The following is a 22,425-nucleotide window of genomic DNA, read 5'->3' as shown; positions in this document are numbered from 1 at the left end:
CGGTTGTACCCTTAATCGTAACAACATATTTAGGGCATTAGCGTAAAAAAGCTTATTATTGTGATACCATCATAGTTTTTTAAATATTTGATGGCTACTGCAAGGTTTACCCCTTATTATATTGATGAACTTACTGACCCGGTGCTTTTTTGTTGTGTTGCTTGCGTTTGCCTGTATGGCAGCGTTTGCGCAAACAAGTCAGAAAAGTATTGAGGGTAAGGTATTGTCAGAAGAATCTATGCAGCCGGCAGATGCTGCCACGGTAAGGCTGCTCCGCCACCCCGACTCTACACTTATAGCCACCACCATTAGCGATGTTAACGGCTTTTTTGAATTTAGAGATATTAAGCCCGGCAAATACTTTATCGCCATAAACAAGGTGGGTTATAACCGCTTTTACACCCTGCAATATGTTGTGGCCGATGGCACAGGCAAGATCAAGACGCCTGATGTTAAACTGGTTCCGCTAAACTATCAGCTTAAGGAAGTTAAGGTTACCGCCAAAAAGAATTTTATTGAAGTACGGCCCGATAAAACCGTTATCAATGTTGAAAAAAGCATTGTATCGGCAGGTAATAATATGCTTGATGTGCTGCGCAACGCGCCGGGCATAAAGGTATCGGGCGAGGAGGTGTTGTATAAAGGAGGCCAAAAGGCGTTGATTGCTATTAATGGCAAGGTTACCCAACTCACCGGCGAGCAATTGGCCGAGCTGCTTAAAAGCTATAACAGCAGCATGGTAAGCTCGGTCGAGCTTATCGCTAATCCATCGGCCAAGTATGATGCCGCGGGTGGTGGTTTGATCAACATTGTACTAAAAAAGAACCGCGACCTGGGCTGGCGTATAGGCGTGGTACAAGCCGCTTCCGTGGGAGAGAATTACAGGTTCACCTCAACCGTTAACCTGAACTATCGCGCTAAAAAGGTTAACCTGTTTGGCAGCTATGTATTCACCGCCAGCGAGGTGCCCCGTTTTTGGGATGTTGACCGTTTGATAACCATTGGCCAAAACACATCCGACTATAAGATGCGTTACAAGGGCACTACCCGCCTTAAAAACTATACGTTTAATACCGGTGCCGATTGGACTGTATCGCCTAAACAAAACATTGGCTTTATAGTGCATGGCTATGCCACACCTGCCGATATTGATAAGCGCAACACCACCAATATTGCCTACAACGGCGTTCCCGATTCGGTGATTACCACTAACTCGGGCATCGACAGGAATATTTATAACCTCAACTATAACCTGAATTATAAGGGCACTTTCGGTAGCGACGACCAGCATGTACTGTCGGCCGATCTGGATTATTCGGATTATGACCGACGGTCTGACGAAAATCTGCGTAACGATTTTTTCAATCCGGCAGGAACACAGGTACGCGATCCTTTGTTTTTCCAGGTAACTTCTCCGGCAGATATAAATGTTTATTCGGGTAAGATTGACTATACGCGGGTATTATCAAAAGAAAGCAGTGTTGAAGCGGGTATCAAGCTGAGCAAAGTAAACAGCGATAACCGTATCGACTTTAATGAGCAGGTTGATGGTAGTTATCAGCTGGTACCCAACCTTACCGATCATTTTGTTTATAAGGAGCGCATAGAGGCCGGGTACATTAACTACAACACCAAAATAGGATCAACCGATGTTTCGGCAGGTTTACGTGCCGAGCAAACACATGCCGACCGTACATCATTTAACCCGAACAGGCGTGCCGATACATCGTATTTTAACCTGTTCCCGAGTATACAGCTGATACGCGGTGTTGGCGATGAGCATCAGTTCACGCTATCGTATAATAGGCGTATAGCCAGGCCAAATTACCAGGATCTGAACCCTTTTGTGGCCTATATTGATCCGTACGCCTTCAGCACAGGTAATCCTTTTTTGAAGCCGCAGTACGTTAATTATTTTGAACTGGCTGATACCTACCTCATCAAATTCAAGGCAGCCCTGAGCTTTAGCGTTACTAACGATTTTTATACTACTATTTACGAGCAGAACAACGCGACAGGTGTGTATACCACCACCAAAAGCAATGTGGCCAACCGGCATGTGTACGGGTTAGAAATAACCACCCCGTTTGATATTACCCCCTGGTGGCAGATCAATAATTACATTGAGCTAAGCCATAGCCGCTATTTTTACAAGGATGCAGGCGCGGTAAACAAGCATGCTTACGATTTTTTGATACAGATGAACCAGGCGTTCAGCATTACCGAGAAATTTAAGGCCGAGGTGAATGCCAATTACGAAACGCCGACTTACTTCGGTATAAAAAATTACCGCGAGCAATACTACTTTAGCGCGGGTTTGAGCCACGTTATCATGCGCGATCAGGGTACTATAAGGCTGGCCATGAGCGATATTTTCAATACCCAGATAGACAGGTATGATACCCGCTTTTTGAACCTGAATATGCGCGGTCGTGAAAAGCCGGGAACACGTTTTGTTACCGTAACCTTTAGCTATCGCTTTGGTAATAACTCGTTAAAGGCGGCCCGTAAACGTACAGGTGGTTCGGGCGATGAGGTATCGCGTATGGGTGGCAGTACTAATGATAATTAAGGCTGCCGCTGCTCCGGGAATTTTCCTTTTATCTTGTTAACAAAAAATCGCCCTAAAGAATCAGCCTTAATAAATTTTTTGAACGCGGATGGCTTGAAGTTGAAGTATTGCCATACGTCGCCATTCTCCCTGAACTCGAGTTCGAGGGTTTGGCTGTCGGCATCGTAACCAATGCTTTCAAGGGCTGATGATTGTACGTGGACGCGTTTCATACACTATCCTGTAAACCATCAAAATATGTACCATGTTAATTAGCCAGCCTTGCCGGTAAGCATGCTGAAAAGTATAATGCCCAGCACCAGCACGGTAATGGCAGCGTAGCGGTAATCCTTTTCGGCAGCAAAGCCAATGGCCGAAAATATGAGGCGCACAACCGGCGTAGCTATCAGCAGCATAATACCCACCTGGATAATGGCCCTGCCGCGCAACTCAAACACACTGGTAAATATGTTGGATGGTTTTACATAATCGGGGATGCCCTTAAAGGTGGCGTAATCAACCACCTCGTGCCCGTGGCGGGTGAGGTATATAATGCCTCCTAAAAAGGCGATGCCTATTGATGTAAATACGCCTATGCGCAGTAGCTGACCTATTATTACCTGTATCCTCATGTTAATTAAACCCTCCCTAAAATTCCGTTATAGATCATCTGTATGGCCAGCACCAATATTATACCCGCAAACAGGTATTTTAACCATGCTGCCGATGCAGTGCGTACTAAAATTCTTGATCCGCTAAGGGCACCCAGCACCACGCCGATAACCACCGGCATACAAATACCCGGATCAATGTACCCGCGTTGCAGGTAAACCACGGCACTGGCGGCAGCGGTTACACCAATCATAAAGTTACTGGTGGTAGTTGATACCTTAAACGGTATGCGCATCACCCCATCCATAGCTACCACTTTAAGCGCGCCCGAGCCTATACCCAATATGCCCGATATGATACCGGCCACAATCATCATACAAAAACCACCGGCAACATTTATAACCCGGTAGGCTATAAAACCGCCGGCTTCGGGGTAATGTCCGTCGAGTTTTAGCTTATCGGCCAGGTAACTTTTTTTGAGGTTTACCTCGTTCGATTTCTTTTTTAGAGATATAATGGCCGAGAATATCAACACGGTACCAAAAAGTATGGCTATAAAATGCGCCGGTATAAAGGCTGCCAGCACCGCGCCCGTAAATGCGCCAATGGTAGTGGCTATCTCCAAAAATATACCCAGCCGCATGTTGGTGATGCCCTCCTTAACATAGGCCGCCGCCGAGCCGGATGAGGTAGCGATAGCTGAAACCAATGAGGCGCCTATTGCGTAATGAATATCAACCCCCAGGGCAAGCGTGAGTAGCGGTATGACCACAAACCCGCCGCCAAGGCCGGTAAGTGAGCCTAATAATCCGGCGGCATAAGCACCGGCAAGTAAGATCAGGGTAAACGTTAATACGGTCATAAGCACTATCCTCGCGAGCCGTAAAAGTACAGTTTTTGAAGCAAGATGAATGTTAGAATACCATTAAAAAAGCAGTTGCAACATTTATGCAGTTAAATGATGCGTATCTTTGCGCCCGAATTTGATAATATAACAATACCCCTGTTATGAAACATATATTAACGCTTACTTTAAGCCCCACCATAGACAAAAGTACATCGGTTGATACCATAGTTGCCGAGCACAAACTGGACTGTAACGAACCAAAATTTGAACCGGGCGGCGGCGGCATCAACGTATCGCGCGCCTTAAAGCGCTTAGGATTAAGCTCGACCGCCGTATTTACATCAGGCGGCCTTAGCGGCAAACTTTTGCAGGAATTACTGCATCAGGAGCAAATTGAACAACACCCCATTGAAACCCACAACCCAACCCGCGAAAACTTTATCGTAGTTAATCGTGGCTCAAACGAGCAATTCCGTTTTGGTATGCCGGCACCGGCGCTGATACCCGGCGAGGAGGAGAAAATACTAAAAGTAGTTAAGCAAATGGCATCACAAGCCAGCTATATTGTGGCCAGCGGCAGCATCCCGCAAGGTGTGAGTACCGATTTTTTAGCACAGATAGCCCGCATTGCCCATCAGGAAGATGCCCGTTTAGTAGTTGATACATCGGGCGAAGCGCTTGAACAAGCCATTGAGGAAGGCATCTACCTGCTTAAACCCAACCAAAGCGAACTGCGTAAGCTTACGGGTATGGATGTGGAGGACAATGAATCGTTAGAGGAAGCTGCCCGTGTGATCGTAAATAAAGGCCAGTGTGGTATCATCGTGGTATCATTAAGTCCGCAGGGCGCATATGCGGTAACTAAAGACAGGGCTGAATTTGTGAACGCCCCATCCGTAAAAAAACGCAGCACCGTAGGCGCGGGCGACAGCATGGTAGCCGGTATGGTTTACGGCTGCGTAAACAACTACGACCTGGGCCATATGGTACGCATGGGCATAGCCTGCGGCAGCGCCGCCACCATGAATCATGGCACCGAATTATTTAAGAAGGCTGATGTTGACCGTTTGTATGATTGGTTAACGAAGTAGAATCCCTGATTTATAAAAAACTGTCATTTCGACCGATAGCGAGAAATCTGAACGCGTTCATTGTCAAGCGACAGATTTCTCCTCGTACCTCGTTCGAAATGACATTTTTTTTTCAAAGCAATAAGTAAAGTCCTCCCTCTTGGAGAGGATTTAGGTGGGGTTCCTATCCTCAACTTCTTTTGTGCAGACAAAATGCCGGCTACGCCCTGCCCGGTGAAAGGTTATGCTTTGGCAAGTCTTGTGCTACTCCGGGCATTTCTGATGCCGGGAGGATAGGTTATTTATGGTTTGTGCTTTTGTTTTGTGGATTAATATTAATTCCCTCCCTACGGGAGGGTTAGGGAGGGGTTTCGCCGACTATTAATTTAAAAATCCTGTCATTTCGAGCGCCAGCGAGAAATCTTTACACGTTCATCACAAAGCGACAGATTTCTCCTCGTACCTCATTCGAAATGACATTTTTTTTATTTTAAAGTACTTTCTGAATACGAGGGTCTTATATGATGTCTACAACCACCCCTTCCTCCTAAACCAAAAATAAATCAACACCGTAATAATTACCATTACAGCCAACACGCCGGGGTAGCCGAACTTTTCGTGCAGTTCGGGCATGAATTCGAAGTTCATACCGTAGATGCCTACTATGAAGGTTAGCGGCATAAAGAAAACAGAGAACACGGTGAGTATGCGCACAGTTTCATTGGTGCGCTGCGCGGATACGTTGAAATACAGGTTGAGCAGGTGGTTTATATTTTCGGACAGGGTATCGTAAATACTTTGCAGGCGTACATACAGGTCGCGGGTGTCGCGGGTATTTACGTCGCCCTCCTCGGCATCAATGTTATCAATAATATCGTAGGCCAGCATCAGCATACGGCGTATCAGGTCAACCTTGCGTTTCAAAAAATACATGCCCTTTAATAATGGCGCTTTGCGGGTACGTAAAAATATCTGCTCCTCGTAATACTCCAAACTTCGCGACAGGTGGTTCGACGGATCATCATAGGTAAGCAAACAAGCCTTAATAATATTGTTCAGCAAATGGAAAGTGCTGCTGCACTTGCCTTTCTTTACTTCTTCGGCAAGTGTATCAATCAGTTTATGCGGCTTGCGATGGATGGTCACAATAAAATCCTTGGCGTAAAATATGGCTATTTTATGGGTGAGCTGCTGTACGGTATCAGCCTCGCGTGCCTTGGTATCGGTATGTATCCTGAATATGATGAAAGCGTAATTCTCCATCTGCTCGTACTTGGGCAGGTGATCAGGTTGCAGGCTGTCGTCTAACAGTTCCTCGTGCAGGTTATATTTTTCGGCGGTTTCATGTATCTCATCATGCTGTGGTTCGTAAATATCGATCCACTCAAAATCATTATCCTTTTTGGTAGCAAGTTGTCTAAGCATTTGTACAAGTAAAGTAACAGTTTAACATTGATCTGTAAAATAAGTTCGACAAGTTGATGACCGTTTATATTTGGATAATTACAAAAAGTTAATCTTAACCCTGCTGATTTAGAGTTTTTTTAACCTTGATTTTATTATTTGAACATACCCAAAACGCACCTTTGAATTAAGAAATTTAACTGAATATGCGAACGGAAAGTTTGATAGTAAAATTCCTTAAAACCGCCTTCCTGATACTACTTATCGGCGGCTTCCTCCCCTGCCGGGCACAAAACGCTCCCCTCCAAAACGGCTTCGCCCATAATGATTACTGGCACAAACGCCCCCTTCTTGACGCCCTCGATAACGGGTATACCCACATTGAAGCCGATATATTTTACATAAACGGCGAAATGGTGGTGGCGCACTTCTTCCCCTTTTTTCAGGGTAAGCGCACGCTCGAAAACCTGTACCTGCGCCCCCTGGCCGATCGCATTAAAAAACAAGGCAATATTTTTGATGGGTACGATACGCCAATTACGCTGATGATAGACATCAAGACCGGTGCTGAGGATACTTACCAGGCCCTGAAACCGCTGCTTAAAAAATACAGCTCCATACTATCAAGCTACGAGAATGGCAAACTGCACCAAAGGCAGGTAACTATAGTACTATCGGGCAATAAGCCGTACAACCTTATAAAACGCGAAAAGCAGCGCCTGGCCTTTATTGATGAGGACTTGCGCGATGTGGGTAAGGATAAATGCGACGCCAATGTTTACCAGATGGCCAGCTGCAAATACAGCTCGCTGATTGACTGGGACGGCGATGGTATAATGCCCGACAAGCAACGTAAGCTATTATGCAGTTACGTAAGCAAAGCGCACAGCATGGGCAAAAAGGTACGCCTGTGGGCATCGCCGGAGAAGGAGAGCGTTTGGAAACAATTGCTAAACTGCGGGGTAGACCTGATCAATACCGACGAGCTGGCCACGCTGCGAAAATTTCTTGTAACCAACACCTTAGTACATGAAAAGATCAATCTTGCAAGCAAACCTCGGGTTGCGTCTTTGTGATCTCCTCAAAACAATCCAGGTATTCCTTTACCATTTTATCCCAACCGAAGTGCTGCATCGTGTATGCCTTTATCTGCTCTGGCTGTAGGGTGTAGTGCGGTGGTTCGCTGTTCAGTTTGCTGAGGGCGTTTATCCAGGCGGTTTTATTAGCGGGTGGCAGCAGGTAGCCATTATGGCCATCAGCTATCACATCCTTTAAACCTTCAATGTTTGATGCGAATACCTTGGTGCCGCACAAACAAGCTTCAAGGCATACCAAACCAAACCCTTCCAGATCGCCGGGTACGCGTATGTTGGGCATAATGAATGCCTCGGCAGCTATCAGCAATTGCAATATATCCTCAAAGGGCAAACGGCCCAAGTGCTTCACCCTATCCGCCGCTCCCGACTTTTGCAACAGGCGGCGGATCTCCTCCTCATCTGTAGGCCAGCCTAAAAACGAGGTTACCTGCCTGCGCATTTTTGGCGGCAGCGAGCGTATCACCTTATCGGCCAGCGGGGCGCGTGGTTTAAAAGGACCTATCAACAACAACATGTAATCATCGCTCAGCGCGGGCATAACATGCTTTATTAGCCAGGCAAAACCCTTACGCTTTACCGCACGGCCCATACATATCAGTATCTTTTTATTTTCAATATCGATGTCATGCTGGGCGGCTATTTCTTTAACCTGCGCGGGTTGCGGCTGGCAATCGGCAATGGAGGCGTCCACACCATTGCTTATCACTATTATCTTTTCAGCCGGTATGCCGTACCTGATGCAAGCACCTGCCGTGGCATTACTCACGGCAAATATCTTATCAAACTTTTTATACTCAGGCAATACCGAACGGCGGTAGGTATTGTTAGGGAAAACCACATCCAGCCCATGCAGGGTAACCGTGCGCTTTAAATGCTCGTATCCCTTGTGCCGCATACAAATGGCGGCCATTAATCCATCATTATAATGTATAACGCTTATACCCGGATATTTGCGGCACATGGCCACTATACGCCTGTTAAGCGACATAAAGAAGCGCAGTTTACTTGTACCCGCCTTGTAAACAATGGCATGTACACCGGCATGCTTTTTCATACCACGCACCAGCTCGTAGCTTTGCTTTTCCATACCGCCGGTTGATGGCGGGTGTTTATGACTTACAAACAGGATCTCCATTTTGATAGCTTATAATTGTTCGTTTCCTGTCGATAAAAAAGTAGGCCACCAGCCCGGTAATTATCCAGAAAAGTTGGCGGGCACGGCGCAGCAGCGATGCGGTTACCCAGGTTTCGGTAGCGCTGAGGCCAATAGCGGCAAGCATCAGTTTATTGCCGTACTCCTCCACCCCAATTTGCGCGGGCACAAATGCCCCGGCCGATTTAAAGATGATCACGCTCATATCAACAAACATAGCCGGTATAAAACCTGCCCCGGTGCCCAGCAAGCGCAGTATTATATAAAGTTCGAGCGAACCTAATACCCAGTGCAGCATAAAAAAACAGCAGGCAATCAGCAGGTCTTTTTTGTTGGTATAATAAAATGCACGGAGGGCTGTATTCGCTTCGCTGATCTTAGCTCGCAGCTTTTCGGTACGGCAGGCAAACCAATTACCCAGGCGGGTTTTGCCCAGCCCTTTAAACAATAATATCAGCAGGTAAATAATTACTACCACTCCCGCCAGTATACCCAACACCATAACCGCTACGCTGAACGAAAAATGCAGCGCGGGCACAAACACAAAGGCCAGTATGGTGATGATCAACAACGAAAGCAGTTGCGTAACCATCATCAGCACCCGCGATAGCAGTACCGAGGTTATCACCACCGGTTTTTCGATCTGATGATCGCGAAGCAGGTATATTTTCATTGCCTCGCCAGCCACAATACTTGTGGGATTGATAACGCCCACTGTTTCTCCCACATGCCGAATCCAGAATAGCTGTGCAAGTTTAATGCGTTTACCATCGGCCCCCATGCAATAGCGCCAGGCCATTGTGCCGCATATATATGAGCATGCGCTGCTTAACAGCAACCATATAAAATGATAGCCCACCTGTTGCAGCGAGCTACCAACCTTGTTAAGATCGGTATGGCGAAGAAATACCCAGGCGCATATCAGTATGGCTACTATAATTAATATCTTCAGATATTTCATTCAGCAGGCAGTAGCTGGCTTTGGGTTTGTTTGGCCAGTTGGTTAACATCATTAAAATATATATCGGCAAGCTCATCCCAATCAAATGTGCTGCTGTATTTAAGTCCGGCCTGTATCACATCGTAACGCAAAGCATCATCATTAAGCAACAGCATTATTTTGCTGATGTACTGAGCCGAGTTATACGGATCGCACTTAAAACCATTAACCCCCTGCTCAATAAAATCGGCCGAGCCGCCGCCATCAGCAATTACACAGGGTAAGCCTGATGCCATGGCCTCCAACACCACATTACCATAAGCTTCGGATACGGATGGGAACACGAACACATCTGCCGAAGCATATAATACCGATAACGCTTCATGATCAACCCGGCCGGTAAAAAAGGCATCGGGCATACGTTCTTCGCAAACGGGTTTCTCCTTGCCATCGCCTGCTACAATCATATTAAAAGGCATGCCGGTGGCTTTTAGTCCGTCGTATATATCAAACAGGGTTTCCAGGTTTTTTTCCCATACCAACCTGCTTGCAAATAGTATTACCGGCGCGTTATTGCCTGTTATGTTGCGCAGCAGTGTAGCATCATACCTCGCGGGAGTGAACAGTCCCGTATCGATACCCCGCTTCCAGCTTTTCATTTTATCGGCATCTACACCTATACCGGTCAGCCAGCGGCCAATACCTTCGGATGGCATGTAGATCATATCGCAACCGTTATAAAAGTTGCGCTGCCCGTCTATCACCTTCGATCGTACAAAATCTATCAGGAAGGGTGTGTGCTTAAAGTAATAATCAATATATGATATAAAGTGCGTGTGGTAAATGCTGATCACCGGCAACTGTTCCTGTCGGGCATATTTAAGCGCGAACTCGCCCAATAACGATGGGGTTGCAATATGCACCACATCGGCATCAAATGTTCTTAATTTTTCCTTTAAGCTATTTTGCACTAATACCGGCAGGGCCAGTTTATAGTTGCGGTTAACGGGTACGGTTAAGGCTGGTACTTTAATGCATTCAAAGCCATAAAGTTCATCGGGGCCGGTGCCGCAAATAAATAAAAATTCAAAAAACTCCGGGTCAATACGGCTGATGAGCTGATACATGGTTCGCACAGCGCCATCATGCTCCTTATCCAATATTTCCGAAAAAAAGGCAACCCTTGTTCTTCTGCGGTACATCATACCCAAAGCTATGGCTGCCGTGTAATCTCATTATTAAAATAATATTGTTTATGGCTTTTAGCGCAAGTAATATGTGTTGGATAATGTTATCAAAATATGAACAACTGAGCTTGTTTTGTAACAATTTGCTTAGACATTTCAGTTATTTTTAAAAACAAGTTAATCAAGCGGTTCCAAGTATTTCTAAAATTTCTATATTAGCCCACCTCGATAAAAACGATTATGAGAAAAAACCTTTTACTAAAAACAACATCCCTGTTGTTCCTCTCGGCTGCCGCACTACCTTTTGGTGCCGCCGCGCAGGATACACAGGTGCCTCTGAGTGATCTGTCAGCATTTAAAAAACCGTCGGCCAACTGGTCTGTTGCCGGTTCGGTAAAAAGCGATTTTAACAAGAATGAGTTTCTGGAGAAAAAAGATGGTCAGGGTATACTGGTAACCATCCCCGGCAAGGGAAAGAATGAAGACATCTTCACCAATTTTGAGCACGGCGATATTGACTTTAGCGCTGATTTTTTGATGCCGAAAGGCTCAAACTCGGGTATTTACCTGCAAGGCCGTTATGAAATTCAACTAAGCGATGCCTGGGGCAAAAGCAACCTTACCTACCAGGATCTGGGCGCTGTGTACCCGCGTTGGGATGAAAGCCGCCCGCAAGGCCAGTTCGCTTACGAGGGTGTGGTACCACGCATTAACGTAAGCCGCGCGCCGGGCCTTTGGCAAAACATACGCATTGTTTTCCAGGCGCCTAAGTTTGATGCCGCAGGCAAAAAAACCGCCAATGCACGCATAGTTAAAATAGTATTGAACGGCGTTAACATTATTGAAAATGCCGAACTGCAAGGCCCAACCCGTGGCTCAGCATTCCCTAACGAAGCCGCTACCGGCCCTATCCGCATGCAAGGCGATCATGGTGCTGTAGCCTTCAAAAATATCAAGTACAACACCAAGGTTGATACCAGGGAAACCGACGGATCAAGACGCAGCTTTAGCGAGAAGCAAGTATTTGTTGCCGTTACCGACGAGCCTGTGTTACTACGCAGCTTTGTTGACATAAACGACAAAAAACGTGTAACCCACGCCATTAACGTAGGCTACCCGGGCAACATCAGCTACTCGTACGATCTGGGTACAGGCGCGCTGTTCCAGGTATGGAAAGGTGGCTTTGTTGATGGCACACCAATGTGGTTGTTCCGTGGCGATGGTAACACTACCGTTATCGGCAGTAAATTACCGTTGACCGATGCGCCATCAATTGCCGCGTTAGCATCAGAAACTGCCGCATGGCCTGATTCATTAACCGCCAGCCAGGCATTCCGCAGCAGGGGTTACGAGTTGGATGATGAAGGTTACCCAACCTTTAAATACGAGGTAAGCCAGTTAAAGGTTGATGATAAACTAACCAGCGATGGTGGCAGCAGCCTTACCCGTGTGGTAACGGTAAACGGCCCCGTTAAGGATAAACTTTACCTTCGCGCCGCTACAGGCAGCGATATTGTTGATGCCGGCAACGGCATGTACGCGGTAAACAATTACGAGTACTACGTACAGTTTGATAAAGGCACCAAGCCGGTACTGCGCACCGCGGGCAATGGCAAGGAGCTGCTTATCCCAATAAAAGATGCCGATAAAGGTGCTTCGGTTAAATACTCACTTATCTGGTAACTCAACAAATACTGTTATAAATGAAAGCTATAGTAAAAAATATATTACTCTCTTTATCTGTAACTGCCGTTGTTGGGTTTACAGCTAAAGCACAAAATAAAGAAGCAGGGGCAACCGAAAAGGATTTTTACCGCATTGTTACCCTGCCAATTCCTGAAGGTATTGAGCTTGAGGTTGGCGGTTTGGCCTTGTTGCCAAATGGCGATATGGCGGCATCAACCCGCCGTGGCGATGTATACATCATCGAAAACCCGTACATGCTTAACGGCACTACGCCATACTTCCGCAAGTTTGCTACCGGTATGCACGAGCTGCTGGGTTTGGCTTATAAAGATAACGCCTTATACGCCGTACAACGCGGCGAGTTAACCAAACTGGTTGACAAAAATGGCGATGGCAAGGCCGATGTTTACGAAACCGTTTTCGCATGGCCATTAACCGGTAACTACCACGAGTATTCGTACGGGCCAGTTATTATGCCTAACGGTAACTTTATGGTTAATGCCAACGTTGGCTTTGATGGTTTTGAGTGGTGGCGTGGTAAAAGCCATGTGCCTTGGAGAGCATGGACCATGGAGATCACTCCTGATGGTAAAATGATGCCTTACGCTACCGGTTTACGTTCACCTGCCGGCCAGGGTTTAATAGATGGCAAATACTTCTACTCTGAAAATCAAGGCGACTGGGTAGGTTCAGGCCACATGATGCAACTGAATAAAGGCGATTTTGCCGGTCACCCTGCTGGTTTGAACTGGGCTGCAACGCCTGAGTCGCCGGTTAAGGCACGCACGCAGGATATCTACTCACGTGTTGATCCACGCTTTAACCAGGGTAAGATAGAGGATGATGATCCGAACCGCCCTTACAAAACATTTTTTGAGGTAGCTAAAGAAGTACCTGGAATGAAATTACCTGCCGTATGGTTGCCGCACTCTATATTAGGTACCTCAACCTCATCAATGATACAGATACCTAATGACGACCGCTTTGGTCCGTTTGCAGGGCAGGTATTAATTGGCGATCAGGGTCAGAGCCGTTTGAACCGTGTTTACCTGGAGCAGGTTAAAGGTGAATACCAGGGCGCTGCTTTCACTTTCCGTGAAGGTTTTGAATCGGGCGTGCTGCGTTTGGCCTGGGGTAATGATGGCTCGCTGTTTGTTGGTCAAACCAATCGTGGCTGGGGCTCAAAAGGTCAAAAAGATTTTGGTTTGGAGCGCGTGGTTTGGAGCAAACGTACTCCGTTTGAAATGAAAGCCGTTAAAGCCATGCCTGATGGTTTCGAGATCGAGTTCACCAAACCGGTAAACAAAAAGGCCGCTGCCGATCCGGATGCTTATGCTATAACAGGCTTTACCTATAAATATCACCCGGTTTACGGTAGTAACACCGTGCGCGAGCAACAGCACGTGGTTAACGCGGCTATAGTATCTGAGGATGGTACAAAAGTTCGCCTGGTGATCGATGGTTTGCGCGAAAAATATGTTCACGAGATAACGCTTGACGATAAGATAGTTTCGGCCGATAGCGCTGCCAAGGTATTGCACCCTGTAGCTTACTACACGCTGAACAACATACCGGAAGGCGCTAAGCTGAACGTACCTAAGCGTACACCAAAAATGGCAGGCCATGACCACATGAACATGGGCAAACCTACTACTACCCCGGCTAAGGCATCGGCTGCTAAAACTCCGGAAGGCTCAGGCTTGAAGAAGAACCAGGTTACCCAGCCTGCCTCATGGACAAGTGCTGACCAAACCATTGTTATCGGCACAAAACCGGGCTTAAAGTATGATAAGAGCGAGCTTACCGTAAAAGCGGGCAGCAAAATAAAGCTTACCTTTAGCAATAATGATGATATGCCGCACAACTTTGTGGTGGTGCCTGATGGGCAGGCCGTAGCCGTAGGCGAACTGGGCATGAAATTGGGCTTGCAAAGCGTTAAGCTAAGCCACATACCAAATACGCCAAAGGTACTGTTCAATACCACATTGGTAGGGCCGGGCGGGTCACAAACTATTTACTTTGTGGCGCCAACCAAACCCGGAAAATACACTTATGTTTGTACGGTTCCGGGCCACTTCTACATAATGCAGGGCACACTAACAGTGAATTAACCAACATTACACCATATATAAACCGGTACTTAGTTACCGGTTTATTTGTTTTAAACCAATTTTAACTGTGAAAAGTACGTTTTATTTACGCTTATCGGGCTTTGCCATAATGGGCATTTGCATCGTGCTGTTTTTATGCGGAAAGATAGCGCCCAAGCCAAGGGTGCTGGTATTCGCCAAAACAGCGGGGTTCCATCATTCATCCATACCCAAAGGGCTTAATGCCATTATTAAACTGGGTACCGAGAATAATTTTGATGTGGATACCACCACCAATGCCAAAGCATTTACTGAGGATAACCTGAAAAAGTATGCCGCCGTTGTTTTTTTAAGCACCACCGGCGATGTATTGAATCAATACCAGGAAGCCGATTTTGAGCGCTACATACAGGCCGGAGGCGGTTTTGTAGGCATACATGCCGCAACCGATACCGAATATGGCTGGGGCTGGTATGGCCGCTTAGTGGGCGGTTATTTTAAAAGTCACCCGGCACCGCAGCAGGCTGTGTTGAACGTGGTTGATAAAAACCACCTATCAACCAAACACCTGCCTGATACATGGACCCGTACCGACGAATGGTATAACTTTAAAAAGCTGAACCCTGATGTTAAGGTACTGATCAACATCGACGAAAAAAGCTACAAAGGCGGCGAGAATGGCGCTAAGCACCCGATGGCCTGGTACCACGATTTTGATGGCGGCCGTGCATTTTATACCGAGTTTGGCCATACCGATGAGTCATACGCTGATCCGCAGTATTTGCAGCATGTTTTAGGAGGCATAAAATACGCTATTGGTGATAACCATGCAATCGATTACAGCAAAGCTAAAACCCAGCGTGTGCCTGAGGCTAACCGCTTTATAAAGAAAATGCTGGTACAGGGTGAGTTTTTTGAGCCTACCGAAATGGCCATACTGCCCAACTTTGATATACTGGTAGCGCAACGCCGCGGCGAACTGATGAAGTACGATGCCGTTAAAAAAACGGTGAAACAGGTTGGCGCGCTCAACGTGTACTTTAAAACCAAAGTACCCAACGTTAACAGCGAGGAAGGCCTGTTAGGTATAGCTGCCGACCCTGCTTACGCTACCAACCACTACATATACATGTATTACAGCCCGGCGGGCAGCGAATCTATCGATCGCTTGTCGCGCTTTGTGTTTAAGGGTGATACGTTGGATAACAGCTCCGAAAAAGTAATATTAGAAGTAAAAACCACGCGCGAAATATGCTGCCACACCGGTGGTTCCATCGCTTTTGGTAAGGATGATAACCTGTATGTTTCGGCGGGCGATAACTCTACCCCGTTTGATGAACCGGGCGAGAAATACCCGTCGCGCAGCTTTGGCCCGATGGATGATCGCCCCGGCCATGAACAGTACGACGCGCGCCGTTCGGCAGGTAATACCAATGATCTGCGTGGCAAAATTCTCCGCATAAAAGTAAATGCCGATGGCACGTATGATATTCCGGAAGGTAACCTGTTCCCGAAAGGCACAGCAAAAACCCGCCCCGAAATTTATGTGATGGGTAACCGTAACCCTTACCGTATATCGGTTGATAAAAAAACCGGCTACCTGTACTGGGGCGAGGTTGGCCCTGATGCTAATGTGGACAGCATTGGCACCCGTGGCCCGCGTGGTTATGATGAGGTGAACCAGGCACGCAAGGCAGGTAACTTTGGCTGGCCGCTGTTTGTGGGCGATAACTATGCTTACAACATCCACAACTACACTACTAATGAGAACGCCGCGCCGTCTGATCCGGCGAAGCCGATGAATAACTCGCGCAATAACACCGGTTTAACCGAATTGCCTCCGGCACAACCGGCATACATTTGGTACCCGTACGCGGTATCGCCTGATTTTCCGGAACTGGGCAGCGGCGGCCGTACCGCCATGACAGGCCCTGTATATTACACAGCCGATTACCCGGCAGCTACCCGCTACTCGGCTTACTATAATGGCAAACTCATCATCTACGATTTTGTGCGCGGATGGATCAAGGCCGTATCGCAAACAGCGGAGGGTGATGTGGATAAGATAGAGCCCTTTGTTGACGGCATGCCGTTTAACTCGATGATCGATATGGAAGCCGGGCCTGATGGCCGTATCTACGTATTGGAATACGGCAACGGCTGGTTCAACAAAAACCCCGACGCGGGTATATCACGTATTGATTATTTGCCGGGCAATCGTCCGCCTGCGGTGGCATCTATCAAGGTAAATAAAACAAGCGGCGCAACCCCGCTAACCATACAAGCCACCGTAAAAGCTACCGATCCTGAAAAGGATGTACTTACCTACGTTTGGCACATCGGCAAAACCAAAAAAGTAACCAGGGTGCCCGTGCTTAAACACATTGTAGCCACACCGGGCGAGTATGAGGTTAGCGTTGATGTTATTGACAGTAAAAAGGCGTCGACATCAAGCAGCAAGGTTACTGTTTACGCGGGCAACGCGCAGCCTGATGTTAATGTGAACATCAACGGAAACCGTAGCTTTTATTTCGCGGGCAAGCCGGTAAAATACAAGGTAAGCGTTACCGATAAGGGTGCCGCTGTAAACCTGGCCAACCTGTACGTTATGGCCGATATGCTGAAAGGCAGCGATAAGGCCGGTGCTAACCTTGGACACCAGGTGGTACAGGCAACAACAATTGGTAAAAATATTATGCTTACGCTGGATTGTAAGGCCTGCCACAAAGAGAACGAGGCATCAATAGGCCCGTCATTTGTAAAGGTGGCACAGAAATACAAGGATGCCGCTGATGCCAATACCTATCTGCCTGCCAAAATTATTAAAGGCGGCGCGGGTGTTTGGGGCGAAGTAGCCATGCCAGCCCACCCATCATTAAAAGAGGATGATGCCAAGCTGATAGTAGGCTGGATACGCTCGTTAGCGGATGATAACAAGCCTAAATCACTACCGGCAAGCGGCGCGGTAACACCAAAGGCTGAGGACGCCGGCAAGCAAAACATGGTATACACCATACAAGCCAACTATACCGACGAGGGAAGCAACGGCATCAGGCCATTATCAGGCTCAGGTGCTGCAACATTACGCAGCAACATTATTGAAGCCAATGAATTGACAGCTGTTAACGGCTTTGCGGCTAAGGATTCTGCCGGGACTAAATACCTGGTGTTCCCTGCTAGTGCGGGCAGCTTTAAGGCCGGTAAATTCGACCCTACAGGCGTCGCCTCGCTTGAGTTTAATGGTGTAGGCAACGGCGCAGCCGCAAGCTATACCATAACCGTTTACAACGGCAAAGGCGGTGTTAAAGTAGGCGGCGGTACCATTAGCTTTGCAGCGGGGAAAGAAACTGCTACGGCAAGCATACCGCTGGTGAAAGCAACCACCCCAGCCCTGCGCGACTACCACATTGAAGTAAAACAAACCACGGCGGGCAAAAACCCGCCACTGCTAAAATCTATACGGTTTGTGCCCTTATAAGCCGAACCATTGGTTATAAAAAAACGCCCTGTTAATAGCAGGGCGTTTTTTGTTATGGGGGTCGATCTAAAAAACGTAATCGCCGGCGGCATTTACTTTTATGGCGATTTCCTGCTGGCGGGTGGTGAATTGATCATAACCTTTTTTCAGTTTGGCCCAAAAGGCGATGGTGGCCTTATCATTAGCGTAAGGCGCCGCGAATATATCAGCCGAAATACTGTTGAATTTGTACGGAAAAATATATACAGGTATGTTGCGCTGTCCGCTTTGGTAGGCTTGCAGGGCCAGCAGGTATACCTCTTTTATATAATTGTCGGTTAGGGGCATGCAGCCTATGGTAACACATTTACCGTGGATAAATATGTCGTTTCCGGGGTCGGCAGCACCGCTTTTGATCTTATCAGCTTGATTAGGATAATTCACCCCTAATGACAAATAATAAGTGCTCGCCGGATTAAACCTATCTATATAATAAAACCCCTCCGGCACCTGCCTGTCGCCCGAGCAGCGTTTTGGCCCCAACAAACCCGACATGGAGCAAATATTATAAGTGGCAAACCTGCGGTACTTGGCCTCGGTTGGCGCTTTAATGTAAACGGTAAGCTCCTGCTCGGTTTTAAAAGCGGTTATTAAAATATTGATCTTACTGAGCGATAATTTGAGGGGTTTCAACTTTTGGGCGAGCAGTTTTTCCTTGTCGGCATAAGCCTGTTTAACCCGCAGGCTCTTTTTCTGATCGCGCATAAAAGCGACATCATCAATAAACGAAGTCGACACCGTAAGGGCAAATACAGCGGCAATAATAAAGGCAAGGCGTAGCATTAGTGATTAGATTTATGAATGGATAACGTTGAGGTTGGAGGGAAAGTACCTTTCAAACTAAATATTTAGTAGCAACCCCATACATAAAGCGAGAGCTTGTCATTTCGAACGAGGTACGAGGAGAAATCTGTCGCTTTGTGATGAACGTGTAAAGATTTCTCGCTGGCGCTCGAAATGACAGGATTTTTAAATTAATAGTCTGCGAAACCCCTCCCTAACCCTCCCGTAGGGAGGGAATTAGTATTAATCCACAAAACAAAAGCACAAACCATAAATAACCTATCCTCCCGGCATCAGAAATGCCCGGAGTAGCACAAGACTTGCCAAAGCACAAACTTTCACCGGGCAGGGCGTAGCCGGCGATTTTTGTTTCTTTTGATCGCTCAAAAGAAGTTAAGGACAGGTAATGAACTTTGCTTTATTGAGCGTTTGTATTTTTATTATCGTCAGTCTGCTCTTGGGCGCAGAGCCCAGTTACTTTACCTTAGATGCAAAGTAACCAAACATCAAGGCAGAAAAAACCTTCATCCGCACAGGCCATACTCCCTGGCCCGGTTTTCTGCCAGGCCGACGCGCTTTTTTTCAAATCCTCCTAAAAATAAAAATTGTCATTTCGAACGAGGTACGAGGAGAAATCTATCGCTTGATTAATGAATGCGTACAGATTTCTCCTTCGTCGAAATGACAAAAAAGAATAAAAAACACGTCATTGGTACGAAGCAATCTCTTTAGGATATACTTTAAGACAAGACGCTCGGGGATTGCTTCGTACCTCAATGACGTGATTATTAAAAGTCCTCCCCTCGGGGAGGATTTAGGAGGGGTTCTACGAGGAGAAATCTCTCGCCTTGCAATTGAACGCGACCAGATTTCTCGCTACCGCTCGAAATGACAAGTTTTCGGTATCGTTTAAACCAATCTTAACTCCATAAAAAAAGCGCCCAATTGAGCGCTTAATATAATATCGTTAAATAATTATGCTGTTGGATCAATTTTATCGGTAGCTACTACCGCATCATCAAAATCGTATGGTGAACGTTCTTTTTTGAAGATGGCTGCACCTATTAAACTTACAATCGCACCTATTACCGCTGTACCAATGGCAGCGAAGAAAGCGCCTATAATTTGGCCGTAGTTACGGGTGATGTTCATAGCAGTTTCAACTTGCTCATCGGTCATACCTTTTTCTATCATATCACTTTCAGCTTTATCAAGTGATCGTGCAAAAACATCCGGAGCTAATACTTTGGTGTAAAGAAATACAAATAATGCACCCAACAAACCTGCAAATACAGCAAAACGGAAACCTACAGAGAAGGCCTTACCGAAAGTTATAAAACCACCTTGTACATCACGATATTCCTTTTGCGTTAACAAGATGAACGCGATCAATAAAGCCATGCTTAAATAACGTACCGGCGATTCTTGCGCCAATCCCATCGCATCAAAAGCATAAGTAAGGATAACTGAGAATAAAGTGTAGATTAACGCCCACTTGGTAGCTACCGAGGTTGGCGATTTTACCTGATCTGCCATAATTATAATAGTTTAAGGTTTATTTAAAGTTGATTAATATCTCGTAAACAGGCACATCAAATTCGGCATCAACAGCGCTTTTGGCTACGGCTTCGCGCACACTGTCTGATGGTTCAATATCCTGAAAAAAGGCAAGTACCGGGTAAAACAACTCTTTCAATTCCGAATCGGCAGGCAATTTTTCAGCTACCTTTTTTATCTCGTCAAATGGTGCTTCTACCAATATCTGGTTGGCTATTATCGGCTCGTAAATGCGGTGCTCGTCCTGAAACTCGTCCTCATCAACCAGCAAAAACTCTTTCAGGTAGTCCTCTAAACCCGGTTCAATATCTTCGTCGGCACACTCGTTAAGGTATAACAGTACATTCAGCAGTTCGGTACCACGGTCAAGAGTTTCGTCCTCAATTTTGGCCCATTCGGGGCTGTCAAGGTAATCTTCTTCCAGCTTTTTAACGTCGGCGCTAAAAAAGTTGATCAGCAACAGGTCAAAGAAAACCTCACGCAGGGGTTCAAGCTGTGCATTGTCGTCAAACACGCCGTCTAACAATTCAACCTTGCCTAAAAAATCTTTGTCGGATGAAAACACCGTTGCAAACTCGCCCGAAAGCGTGGTGGCATCAAAACCGCCATGTTGCTTAAATGCCTTTAAAGCCGCATCAATGGCCGACTGTACTTTTGGAGCTATCATATTGCTATTTTGATTTATAAAATTGGTTATTGTTACAGGTTAATAACACTTTGCCTTTTAATGTTTGCCCAATGAACGGCGAATTGGCCGCTTTTGAGTAGTTATTAGCACGGCTATACTCCCACTCGGCTTCGGTATCAAACACCACAAAGTTCGCGGCTTCGCCCTCGGCTAATACAGGCAGATCAACCGATAATACCTTGCGCGGGTTGATGGACAGTTTCTCTACTATCGCCTCGGCAGACAAACCCGCTTTTACAGCTAAAGGCAATGCTGTCTGCAAACCGATGATACCGAACTCGGCTATTTCAAACTCTACATCCTTAAACTCGATCTCGTGCGGGGTATGTTGCGATACAATGGCATCAATGGTACCATCGGCCAGCCCCTCCAGCAGTGCGTCAATATCTTTTTGGGTACGCAGCGGCGGTTTAACTTTGTACAGGCTATCAAAGCCTAACAATACCTCGTCTGTTAATACCAGGTGATGCGCGGTTACATCGCAGGTTACGTTAAGGCCTTTCGCTTTTGCTTCGCGGATAAGCTTTACCGAACTACCGGCAGATATGGTGCTAAAATGTATGCTTGAATCGGTGTATTCAGCCAAATAAATATCGCGGGCTATCATCAGCTCCTCGGCAAGGGGTGGTATGCCCTTCATGCCCAGCAGTGTGCTAATGTGGCCCTCGTTAACCTTGGCTTTGCCCGCAATAGCGGCATCCTCGGGGTACGAGAATACTTTGGCGCCAAAACCGTGGGCGTAAAGCATGGCGCGCTCCATTAAACCGGCATCCTGCACGGGGCGGGTAGCATCGGTAAAGGCTTTTGCGCCGCTTTTAAACATATCGTACATCTCGGCAAGGTCTTTACCCTCACGCTTGTGCGATATGGTACCCAGCGGATAGATATCAACCAAATTACCTTTGGCACGATTGATCAGGTATTCAACCTCCGTTTTTGAATGTACGGGCGGTTGTGTGGCCGGCATCAGGGCAAGGGCGGTAAAACCACCGGCTGCGGCCGCGGCCGTTCCGGTACTGATATCCTCCTTGGTTTCGAGGCCGGGCTCGCCTATTTTACAGTTAAGATCTAAAAAACCGGGCGCTATAACGGCCCCTTTGGCATCAAATACCTCGGCCGAATCATCGGTAATGGTTTCGGCTATTTGTTTGATAATGCCACCGGCAACTAAAATGTCGACAGTTTTTTTATGAAATGCAGATTCGGGATATAATACGAGGGCAGATTTTATAAGCAAATTCAT

Annotated in this window: 17 protein-coding genes; 6 read left to right on the top strand and 11 right to left on the bottom strand. The window is 46.7% G+C overall.

Going from position 1 to position 22,425, the window contains the following annotated elements; all coding sequences use genetic code 11:
- Positions 1 to 175 precede the first annotated feature (175 nt).
- Entirely contained in the window at positions 176 to 2,572 is a 2,397-nt protein-coding gene (locus tag IM792_RS00620; RefSeq protein ID WP_194099745.1) for an outer membrane beta-barrel family protein, read from the top strand.
- Here IM792_RS00620 and IM792_RS00615 read toward each other — a convergent pair.
- Genes IM792_RS00615 through IM792_RS00605 form a run of 3 tightly spaced genes read right to left on the bottom strand, consistent with a single transcriptional unit; the run spans position 2,569 to position 4,025 of the window.
- Positions 2,569 to 2,784, bottom strand: coding sequence for a KTSC domain-containing protein (locus IM792_RS00615; protein WP_194099744.1), 216 nt, complete (start codon positions 2,782 to 2,784; stop codon positions 2,569 to 2,571). The genes IM792_RS00620 and IM792_RS00615 overlap by 4 nt on opposite strands.
- Before the next feature lie 39 nt (positions 2,785 to 2,823).
- A complete protein-coding gene (locus IM792_RS00610; protein ID WP_194099743.1) occupies positions 2,824 to 3,183 on the bottom strand; it encodes a DUF1634 domain-containing protein in 360 nt (119 codons plus the stop codon).
- A gap of 5 nt (positions 3,184 to 3,188) precedes the next feature.
- Complete coding sequence (locus IM792_RS00605) at positions 3,189 to 4,025, bottom strand: sulfite exporter TauE/SafE family protein (RefSeq protein WP_194099742.1); 837 nt, start codon at positions 4,023 to 4,025, stop codon at positions 3,189 to 3,191.
- A gap of 146 nt (positions 4,026 to 4,171) precedes the next feature.
- Here IM792_RS00605 and IM792_RS00600 point away from each other — a divergent pair, with 146 nt between their 5' ends.
- On the top strand, positions 4,172 to 5,101 hold the full coding sequence (locus IM792_RS00600) for a 1-phosphofructokinase family hexose kinase (RefSeq protein WP_194099741.1): 930 nt from the start codon (positions 4,172 to 4,174) through the stop codon (positions 5,099 to 5,101).
- A gap of 507 nt (positions 5,102 to 5,608) precedes the next feature.
- On the opposite strand, the gene IM792_RS00595 is transcribed toward IM792_RS00600, so the two are convergent.
- Positions 5,609 to 6,505, bottom strand: coding sequence for a CorA family divalent cation transporter (locus IM792_RS00595; RefSeq protein ID WP_194099740.1), 897 nt, complete (start codon positions 6,503 to 6,505; stop codon positions 5,609 to 5,611).
- A 185-nt stretch (positions 6,506 to 6,690) separates the two neighbouring features.
- Between IM792_RS00595 and IM792_RS00590 the strand changes: the two genes are divergently transcribed.
- On the top strand, positions 6,691 to 7,560 hold the full coding sequence (locus tag IM792_RS00590) for a phosphatidylinositol-specific phospholipase C/glycerophosphodiester phosphodiesterase family protein (protein WP_194099739.1): 870 nt from the start codon (positions 6,691 to 6,693) through the stop codon (positions 7,558 to 7,560).
- Here IM792_RS00590 and IM792_RS00585 read toward each other — a convergent pair.
- The 3 genes from IM792_RS00585 to IM792_RS00575 are packed head-to-tail and all read right to left on the bottom strand — an operon-like array spanning position 7,523 to position 10,879.
- A complete protein-coding gene (locus IM792_RS00585; RefSeq protein ID WP_194099738.1) occupies positions 7,523 to 8,716 on the bottom strand; it encodes a glycosyltransferase family 4 protein in 1,194 nt (397 codons plus the stop codon). The genes IM792_RS00590 and IM792_RS00585 overlap by 38 nt on opposite strands.
- On the bottom strand, positions 8,691 to 9,695 hold the full coding sequence (locus IM792_RS00580; RefSeq protein ID WP_194099737.1) for a lysylphosphatidylglycerol synthase transmembrane domain-containing protein: 1,005 nt from the start codon (positions 9,693 to 9,695) through the stop codon (positions 8,691 to 8,693). Before IM792_RS00580 ends, IM792_RS00585 begins: the two co-directional genes overlap by 26 nt.
- A complete protein-coding gene (locus IM792_RS00575) occupies positions 9,692 to 10,879 on the bottom strand; it encodes a glycosyltransferase family 1 protein (protein WP_228084871.1) in 1,188 nt (395 codons plus the stop codon). The genes IM792_RS00580 and IM792_RS00575 overlap by 4 nt, the downstream gene beginning before the upstream one ends.
- A 222-nt stretch (positions 10,880 to 11,101) precedes the next feature.
- Between IM792_RS00575 and IM792_RS00570 the strand changes: the two genes are divergently transcribed.
- From IM792_RS00570 to IM792_RS00560, 3 genes are all read left to right on the top strand, one after another.
- Positions 11,102 to 12,544, top strand: a complete 1,443-nt coding sequence (locus tag IM792_RS00570) for a DUF1080 domain-containing protein (protein WP_194099736.1) — start codon at positions 11,102 to 11,104, stop codon at positions 12,542 to 12,544.
- A gap of 20 nt (positions 12,545 to 12,564) precedes the next feature.
- A complete protein-coding gene (locus tag IM792_RS00565; RefSeq protein ID WP_194099735.1) occupies positions 12,565 to 14,658 on the top strand; it encodes a plastocyanin/azurin family copper-binding protein in 2,094 nt (697 codons plus the stop codon).
- 67 nt (positions 14,659 to 14,725) lie between these two features.
- Positions 14,726 to 18,115 carry a ThuA domain-containing protein gene (locus tag IM792_RS00560; protein WP_347343782.1) on the top strand — a complete coding sequence of 1,130 codons (3,390 nt, stop codon included), beginning with the start codon at positions 14,726 to 14,728 and terminating at the stop codon, positions 18,113 to 18,115.
- A 66-nt stretch (positions 18,116 to 18,181) separates the two neighbouring features.
- On the opposite strand, the gene IM792_RS00555 is transcribed toward IM792_RS00560, so the two are convergent.
- The 4 genes from IM792_RS00555 to IM792_RS00540 form a co-directional block, all read right to left on the bottom strand.
- Positions 18,182 to 18,937: a L,D-transpeptidase family protein gene (locus tag IM792_RS00555; RefSeq protein WP_194099734.1), complete on the bottom strand. Its 756-nt coding sequence runs from the start codon at positions 18,935 to 18,937 to the stop codon at positions 18,182 to 18,184.
- A gap of 975 nt (positions 18,938 to 19,912) precedes the next feature.
- On the bottom strand, positions 19,913 to 20,473 hold the full coding sequence (locus IM792_RS00550) for a DUF4199 domain-containing protein (protein WP_194099733.1): 561 nt from the start codon (positions 20,471 to 20,473) through the stop codon (positions 19,913 to 19,915).
- 19 nt (positions 20,474 to 20,492) lie between these two features.
- On the bottom strand, positions 20,493 to 21,161 hold the full coding sequence (locus IM792_RS00545; RefSeq protein ID WP_194099732.1) for a hypothetical protein: 669 nt from the start codon (positions 21,159 to 21,161) through the stop codon (positions 20,493 to 20,495).
- Positions 21,162 to 21,165: 4 nt separating this feature from the next.
- Complete coding sequence (locus IM792_RS00540) at positions 21,166 to 22,425, bottom strand: dihydroorotase (RefSeq protein ID WP_194099731.1); 1,260 nt, start codon at positions 22,423 to 22,425, stop codon at positions 21,166 to 21,168.

Source organism: Mucilaginibacter sp. JRF (assembly GCF_015223065.1).
Classification (GTDB): Bacteria; Bacteroidota; Bacteroidia; order Sphingobacteriales; family Sphingobacteriaceae; genus Mucilaginibacter.
The sequence above is the reverse complement of the archived record's forward strand: the minus strand, read 5'-3'. Positions and strand labels throughout refer to the sequence as shown.

What these genes read in the sequence shown, in the direction of transcription:
- IM792_RS00600 (WP_194099741.1), top strand. Translation starts at nt 4,172, where the DNA reads ATGAAACATATATTAACGCTTACTTTAAGCCCCACCATAGACAAAAGT.
- IM792_RS00585 (WP_194099738.1), bottom strand. Translation starts at nt 8,716, where the DNA reads ATGGAGATCCTGTTTGTAAGTCATAAACACCCGCCATCAACCGGCGGT.
- IM792_RS00555 (WP_194099734.1), bottom strand. Translation starts at nt 18,937, where the DNA reads ATGCTACGCCTTGCCTTTATTATTGCCGCTGTATTTGCCCTTACGGTG.
- IM792_RS00540 (WP_194099731.1), bottom strand. Translation starts at nt 22,425, where the DNA reads ATGAATTTGCTTATAAAATCTGCCCTCGTATTATATCCCGAATCTGCA.
- IM792_RS00550 (WP_194099733.1), bottom strand. Translation starts at nt 20,473, where the DNA reads ATGGCAGATCAGGTAAAATCGCCAACCTCGGTAGCTACCAAGTGGGCG.
- IM792_RS00570 (WP_194099736.1), top strand. Translation starts at nt 11,102, where the DNA reads ATGAGAAAAAACCTTTTACTAAAAACAACATCCCTGTTGTTCCTCTCG.
- IM792_RS00610 (WP_194099743.1), bottom strand. Translation starts at nt 3,183, where the DNA reads ATGAGGATACAGGTAATAATAGGTCAGCTACTGCGCATAGGCGTATTT.
- IM792_RS00615 (WP_194099744.1), bottom strand. Translation starts at nt 2,784, where the DNA reads ATGAAACGCGTCCACGTACAATCATCAGCCCTTGAAAGCATTGGTTAC.
- IM792_RS00580 (WP_194099737.1), bottom strand. Translation starts at nt 9,695, where the DNA reads ATGAAATATCTGAAGATATTAATTATAGTAGCCATACTGATATGCGCC.
- IM792_RS00545 (WP_194099732.1), bottom strand. Translation starts at nt 21,161, where the DNA reads ATGATAGCTCCAAAAGTACAGTCGGCCATTGATGCGGCTTTAAAGGCA.
- IM792_RS00590 (WP_194099739.1), top strand. Translation starts at nt 6,691, where the DNA reads ATGCGAACGGAAAGTTTGATAGTAAAATTCCTTAAAACCGCCTTCCTG.
- IM792_RS00575 (WP_228084871.1), bottom strand. Translation starts at nt 10,879, where the DNA reads ATGATGTACCGCAGAAGAACAAGGGTTGCCTTTTTTTCGGAAATATTG.
- IM792_RS00605 (WP_194099742.1), bottom strand. Translation starts at nt 4,025, where the DNA reads ATGACCGTATTAACGTTTACCCTGATCTTACTTGCCGGTGCTTATGCC.
- IM792_RS00595 (WP_194099740.1), bottom strand. Translation starts at nt 6,505, where the DNA reads ATGCTTAGACAACTTGCTACCAAAAAGGATAATGATTTTGAGTGGATC.
- IM792_RS00620 (WP_194099745.1), top strand. Translation starts at nt 176, where the DNA reads ATGGCAGCGTTTGCGCAAACAAGTCAGAAAAGTATTGAGGGTAAGGTA.
- IM792_RS00565 (WP_194099735.1), top strand. Translation starts at nt 12,565, where the DNA reads ATGAAAGCTATAGTAAAAAATATATTACTCTCTTTATCTGTAACTGCC.